4 protein-coding genes are annotated in these 6,227 nt (G+C 50.5%); 3 read left to right on the top strand and 1 reads right to left on the bottom strand.

Going from position 1 to position 6,227, the window contains the following annotated elements; translation table 11 throughout:
* On the bottom strand, nucleotides 1-3,080 hold a 3,080-nt coding region (locus AACY49_RS29215), incomplete at its 3' end, for a beta-ketoacyl synthase N-terminal-like domain-containing protein (RefSeq protein ID WP_339527635.1).
* Between the two features lie 947 nt (nucleotides 3,081-4,027).
* On the opposite strand from AACY49_RS29215, the gene AACY49_RS29210 reads away from it, so the two are divergent.
* The 3 genes from AACY49_RS29210 to AACY49_RS29200 all read left to right on the top strand — a co-directional run.
* On the top strand, nucleotides 4,028-4,219 hold the full coding sequence (locus AACY49_RS29210; RefSeq protein ID WP_339527633.1) for an MbtH family protein: 192 nt from the start codon (nucleotides 4,028-4,030) through the stop codon (nucleotides 4,217-4,219).
* 108 nt (nucleotides 4,220-4,327) lie between these two features.
* Nucleotides 4,328-5,071, top strand: a complete 744-nt coding sequence (locus AACY49_RS29205; protein WP_339527631.1) for a CPBP family intramembrane glutamic endopeptidase — start codon at nucleotides 4,328-4,330, stop codon at nucleotides 5,069-5,071.
* A 173-nt stretch (nucleotides 5,072-5,244) separates the two neighbouring features.
* On the top strand, nucleotides 5,245-6,227 hold a 983-nt coding region (locus AACY49_RS29200), incomplete at its 3' end, for a beta-ketoacyl [acyl carrier protein] synthase domain-containing protein (RefSeq protein ID WP_339527629.1).

The raw sequence follows: 6,227 nt of genomic DNA, 5'->3' as shown, positions 1-6,227 counted from the left end.
CTGTGGAGGGCCTTATGAATGACTTTTTGCTGAGCAACTCCATTAGGTGCGGTCAGCCCGTTACTGCGCCCATCCTGATTGATTGCTGAGCTCGCAATCACGGCCAGTATTCTGTCGTTATTATCCTGAGCATCTGAAAGGCGCTTGATGATCAAGACTCCGCAGCCTTCCCCCCTGACATAGCCGTCAGCCGCAGCATCAAATATCCGTGCGGATGAGGATTTTGAGGTCATTCCGGCTTTATTGAATGAGGCATCTACAGGAGATGAAAGCAGTGCGTTGACTCCGCCCACCAATGCCAGGTCGCACTCGTGACTGGCCAGACTGTTCAAGGCATTGTGCAGGGCTACCAGGGATGAAGAGCATGCGGTGTCTATGGCCAGGCTCGGGCCTTTGAAGTCGAATACATAGGAGATTCGGTTTGCCGCCAGGCTTAACGCACTGCCTGTCAGGAAATAAGGTGTGTCAGAGTGATCGAGCAGGCCGCGTGAATAGTCATTGGAAGAGATGCCGATAAATACACCGGTATCGGATCCCGCCAGTTCTGTCGGTGAAAGACTGGCATGTTCGAGTGCTTCCCAGGCTGTGGAAAGCAGCAACCGTTGCTGCGGATCCATGGAGCGCGCCTCTTCGTCGCTAATGCGGAAGAACCTGGCGTCGAACATAAATAGATCGTCGATGACACCCGCTCGAGCATTTTCCCCACCTTTGGAGCCTCCCACTTCGCTCCATCGCGTGGCCAGAGGAGCGAATCCTTGTTGACCCGCAGCAATCATTTGCCAAAACCCCTCGAGGGATGTGGCGCCAGGAAAGTCACAGGCCATCCCAACGATTGCATATTGATGCTGATCGAGGGTGGGGGATTGGGCTGGGCTCTTTCTTGATTGCGATCGGACGGCATCTGCGAGGTGAGCGCACAGCTCACCGAGGGTGGGGTAATCGAAGAACTGGGTTGCCGAGACGGAGCGCCCGGCGAACTCAGTCATTAACTGCGCAAGTACAGTAATGTTTATCGAGTCGAGCCCCAGCTCGGCGAAATTTGCATCAGACTTGATTGCATCCTGACTAATGGAAAATTTAGTCGTGAGTGTCTCGGCAAGCCACTGGTCTATTTCTGCTTGGCTGCGCCGCGTTGTGCATTTGCTTTCAGGCACCTCGTAAATGGTTTCTGCAAGGGGAGGGGTGGCAGGCCCACTTTGCCATTGAGCGATCGACAGGACCTCGTTGGCTCGCAGTTTTTTCAGGCATTCTGCGCGGCGAACCTTGCCGCTCGAGGTTCTGGGCAGTTGGCCTGGCTTCAACAGATAGATGGCTTGTAAGGCCAGCCCGTGCTCGGTTGCGACGCTTTTTTTGATCAGGGCGAGCATGTGTTCGAAGTCGGCCCCGCGTACTTGAGTACGTTTGACTTCCTGAAAGATGATCACTCTGTCGATGGACTGCTCACCATCCACGAAAGCCGTTGTGCCGCCATGGACTAAGGCTGGATGGCAGCCTGAACAGGAAAACTCGATATCTTGCGGGTAATAATTCTTCCCTCGAATAATGATGACGTCCTTCAGGCGCCCTGTTACGTACAACTGGCCGGCATGGAAAAAACCAAGGTCACCTGTTCGCATGTAGTGAGGGGTTGATGTAGACGCCAGTGTGGCCTGGAAGGTGGTGCGGGTTGCTTCAGAGTTATTCCAATAGCCTTGTCCGACGCCGCCGCTGCAGCACCAGATTTCGCCAATGGCATCTTCGGGCAAGGATTCGTATGTGTTTGGATCGACAATTCTGACGCTGTCATCAGACGGTGAAATGCCTGAGCTCACCAACACACGTCCACCTGCGGCATCGGGTACGACGATCACCCGATTTTCCGCGAAAGCAGCTACATCAATACTGATCGATTCAACCGGCTGGCCCTTGTGGACCGCTGTTACTGCCAGCGTTGCTTCAGCCAGTCCGTAGCACGGCGAGAAGGCTTGTGCGCAGAAACCAAAGCGTGAGAATTTTTCGGTGAATTTGAGCAGGCTATTTGGGTTTATTGGTTCGGCACCGTTATAAGCGACCTTCCAGTTTGACAGGTCCAGATCGGCAGGTATTTCTTCAGTGGGAATGTCTGCACACAGTGCATAAGCAAAATCGGGACCTCCGCTAGTGTGGGCCGCATAGCGGGAAATGGCGTTTAACCACCTGATTGGCTTTTGAACGAAGGTCTCTGGTGGGATGAGAATGCAGCGGGACCCGAGATACAGGGTCTGAACAATATTACCTAAGCCCATGTCGTGGAAAAGCGGTAGCCAGCACATCCAGTCCGAAGTGTGGTCGTGCTGCCAGTTTTTTTGGGTGAATTGTTGATTTTTAATGAAATTTTCATGAGTCAACATGACCCCTTTAGGGGACCCTGTAGAGCCTGAAGTGTATTGTAGGCAAGCCAAGGTATTACCAGTGATTTTGTCTGAAATAGACAGGTCAGTGGTGGTGTATTGTTCAGAATCCGTTGCTAATAACGGAGGAAGACCATTCAGGGCCAATGGATGATCAGAGTCAGAGAGCCTATGAATGATATCCGTGGTTCCCAATATCGCTGCAGGGCTGCAGTCAACGATGATTTTGTCAATGCGGTCCTGCTTGGAGTTCTTCTTTGGTGCATAGGCAGGAACTGGAATTAGTCCTGCATGAAGGCAGCCATAGAAGGCCACGATAAACTCGATTCCGGTAGGGTAAAACATAAGCATTCTGTCGCCAAAACGACCAATGGTTTGCAATTTTTTGGCCAGTCCAGCGGAGCGGTGAAATAACTCTGAGTAACTTATGGAATGTGTTTCATGCTCTCCGTCAGCAAGAAAAACATAGGCGGTAGCGTCTGGTTTAGTACTTGCCCAGTGAGAAAGGATATGGGTGAGTGAAACAGGATTGCTTGTGTCGTGATCTTTCATCTGAGGGAATTTCCATATATCGCAGATTGTATAAAGATTGATCAAGGTATTGAATAAAATGCCAGTGTCCAAAAAAATTAGGGGGAGCTTATTATCACGCTGGGATAGGGTGATCAAGTGAAGAAATTTTTTTTGCGCGAATGAAAAAATTGGATCCAATCACTGTAGATTTCTATTTCGAGGTGTGTCATATTTTCTATGGCCGCTTGCAGGCGCAGTACGCAAGAGGCCTGTATGCTGCACTCTTATGGACTAAAAGGCAGGAGCTTCATGTTGCAGGTGCAGGGAGCAAGTCGGTGTCTTGGTGGGATTCCGGCTATAGATGTGGTGGGTCTGTCCCATGTTTTCGTATGGGGTAGGGCAATTCTGGCCTACTTCGAATCGTATGTATTGGTACGTCTGTACCTGGTTCTAGCTACTGCTGTTATCTTGCGGTCATCAAGGGCTGTGCAGGTCGCCAGCAAGTATCCTGATGAGTTCTTATTGCGGGAGCCGTGCTCTCCCAATTGCTCCGCGGATTCAGTCAGTCTCTCTTATATTATTTTTTTCACCGTCCCGATATTGTGCGTGGGGATGAGTGCCTGTCTCATATCTATTGGCTCTGTGTCATTTGTTCTCGGTGGATAACATACCTGTGTCTTTTATAGGAGGCCGATCTGATCTCCGGAGAAGGTTCGTGTTCAATGACTTATGTCATGTCTCTTGGATTCGACAGGGTTTCTAATATTAGGGTGTATCGGATCAGTTCATGCTGCAAGCTGGCCGAGGCCCTTCGGTGGCGTGGTTTCGGCGCTAATCAGTCGTGCCTCCGAGGTCTTCCGGCTTCAGGCGGTTGGGTGTGCGAGCGTGTTGGCATGCCGGGCAGGGGCGGTTTTATCTGATGGAAATTTGGCGTTGCCGCGGGTGTGAAGTGCTCTATCTGTTATATATCCAGGGTTATCTGGATGGCGCTGCGTGCGAGAGGTGGTGCTTTCATGTGCTGTGAAAAAAATGGAAGTGGTAAAGGCGAATTGGCTAATTTTTAACGGGTGTTATTCGTTTTGATTGGTGAGGGGCCTTGTTGCTTTGAGTTTATGGAATTCTGATCGTAAACAGAGGGTGAAAATATGGATGTTGAGACAAGAGAGGTTTATGTCGTTGTCGTGAATGCAAAGCGACAGTATTCGATATGGAGTAAGCATAAAGAATTGCCTTTAGGTTGGAAGAGTGTCGGATACGAGGGGGCCAAAGACGCTTGTCTGAGTCACATTAATGAAGTCTGGACAGATATGACACCCTTTGCTGAAGCCGTTTCATAGCGTCCACCTGATCTCGTAAGTGGGGAGTAGCCGTGTGTTGCACGCGGTGATTCTCAGGTGTACACGTTAAAGTTGAACATTGGCTGCTAGTCGAACTGAGTGTGTTTGATGATAACTGTTTATTATTTAATTATTTTTTCGGTGTTGCCTTTTTTAGAGGGGGGGTGGCAACTTACGTTGATGGTGTGCGCGGCAATTTTTATGGGTTTGATCGTTGCCAAAGTGAGGACGGGAAGCCATAGTCTGTTTGGATGGTTCGTCATGGTTGCTGCGATATCTCGGATTGAATACTTTCAGCTTCCCTGGCCAGTACCATTGGTAGTGCCGATAGCAGTCTATGCGTATATCGATTCTAAACGTCGAGAAAAAGCAGACTTTAAGTGGTGGCCTGGGAAGGAAGAGTGGCGGGCTAGTACCTGGAGCTACTCTATTCTAGGTGCGGGCTGTGCCACGCTGGGGCTCTTTGTATGGTATTCGATTGTATCACCTGATTTTTCTCGATTTACTACAATGATCCCTCATTTGTCATGGTGGATTATTATTCCTGCGGGCGTGGCCTTTTACTGCATAAATGCGGCTGTTGAGGAATGGATTTTTCGCGGGATTCTATTCAAGGAACTAAGTTTTTCAGGTGTTTCGATAGGCTGGATCATCCTGTTCCAAGCGGTATCGTTTGGTTGTCTGCATTGGCAAGGTATTCCGGGAGGCAAGGCTGGCGTGCTATTGAGTGGACTCTATGGAGTTGTCCAAGGGTGGGTGCGCTGGCGCTCAGGTGGCTTGCTTGCTCCGTGGATGTCCCATGTCGTGGCTGATCTTGTTATTTTTTCACTGGTACTGCACAGCTTGGCTTGAAACGCTAATTCGCAGTTGTCGTTGAGCGCGCGGGAAACTTCATACAAATGTCGATTTGAACTTCTCTGAAATAAGTCAGAGGAGCGATTTCGTACGACTTTAGCTAGGGGATTGGCTCTTCAACTGCCGAGCAGGGAACAGCGCCATTCAGAGTGCTTCGAGAGGACAGGGATATGGTATCGAAGGCTGGAGAACTTTCAGTAGTCAAAGCAGCGCTGTTGGAAATTGAGAAACTGCAATCAGAGCTCTACGACTTGCGATCATCTGCAGATGAAGGCTTCGCCATTGTTGGCATGAGTTGTCGTATGCCGGGCGGGGTACAGAGTCCGGAGGATCTATGGAAAGCGGTGGTCGCCAAGCGCTGCGTGATCATGGATCCACCCTCCACGAGATGTTTTGATTTCGGAGGCGTGGACCACTCTATTTCCAACCCGGATATCGCTGCAAAGATGCGGGGTGGATATGTTCAAGATCCGTACGCCTTGGATAGCCGTTTCTTCGGAATCTCTCATCGTGAGCTTCAGTCTCTGGATCCGCAGCAACGCTACCTGTTGGAGCTGACCTGGGAAGCGTTTGAGCATGCCGGTATCGATCCTGAGAAATTACGTGATTCGAGTACGGGGGTCTTCGTTGGCATTACTTCCAATGACTATGGACGCCTTCTGGAGATGGCCGGTAGCGCGCAGGAGCGTGACGCGTATTTTGTTACCGGTAATGTTCTGAATACTGCCGCAGGCCGCATTGCTCATACTTGGGGCTTGAGAGGCCCCGCCATTTCATTGGATACGGCTTGCTCATCGTCGCTTTCGGCTTTGCACCTTGGGATTGGTAGCCTGCGTAGTCGCGAATCCTCGATGGCAATCATTTCGGGCGTTAACCTGATCTTCTCTCCAGTGGCCACCTTGGCACTGCAAAAAGCTAACGTGATTTCAGCGTCCGGTTATTGCAAGCCTTTCGATGCTGCGGCGGATGGGTATGTCCGAAGTGAGGGAGGAGGGGTGCTTATCCTCAAGCGGCTCTCGGACGCGTTAGATTCGAATGACAGGATTTTCGCGGTGGTCAAGGGGACTGCGATGAACCATGTCGGACCAAGCGCAGGATTGACAGTTCCTACCGAATCTTCGCAAATTGATCTGATAAAGCGAGCGTTGAAAGC

Origin of the sequence: Pseudomonas sp. EL_65y_Pfl2_R96, assembly GCF_963970905.1 — a bacterium.
Taxonomy (GTDB): Bacteria; Pseudomonadota; Gammaproteobacteria; order Pseudomonadales; family Pseudomonadaceae; genus Aquipseudomonas.
The sequence above is the reverse complement of the archived record's forward strand: the minus strand, read 5'-3'. Positions and strand labels throughout refer to the sequence as shown.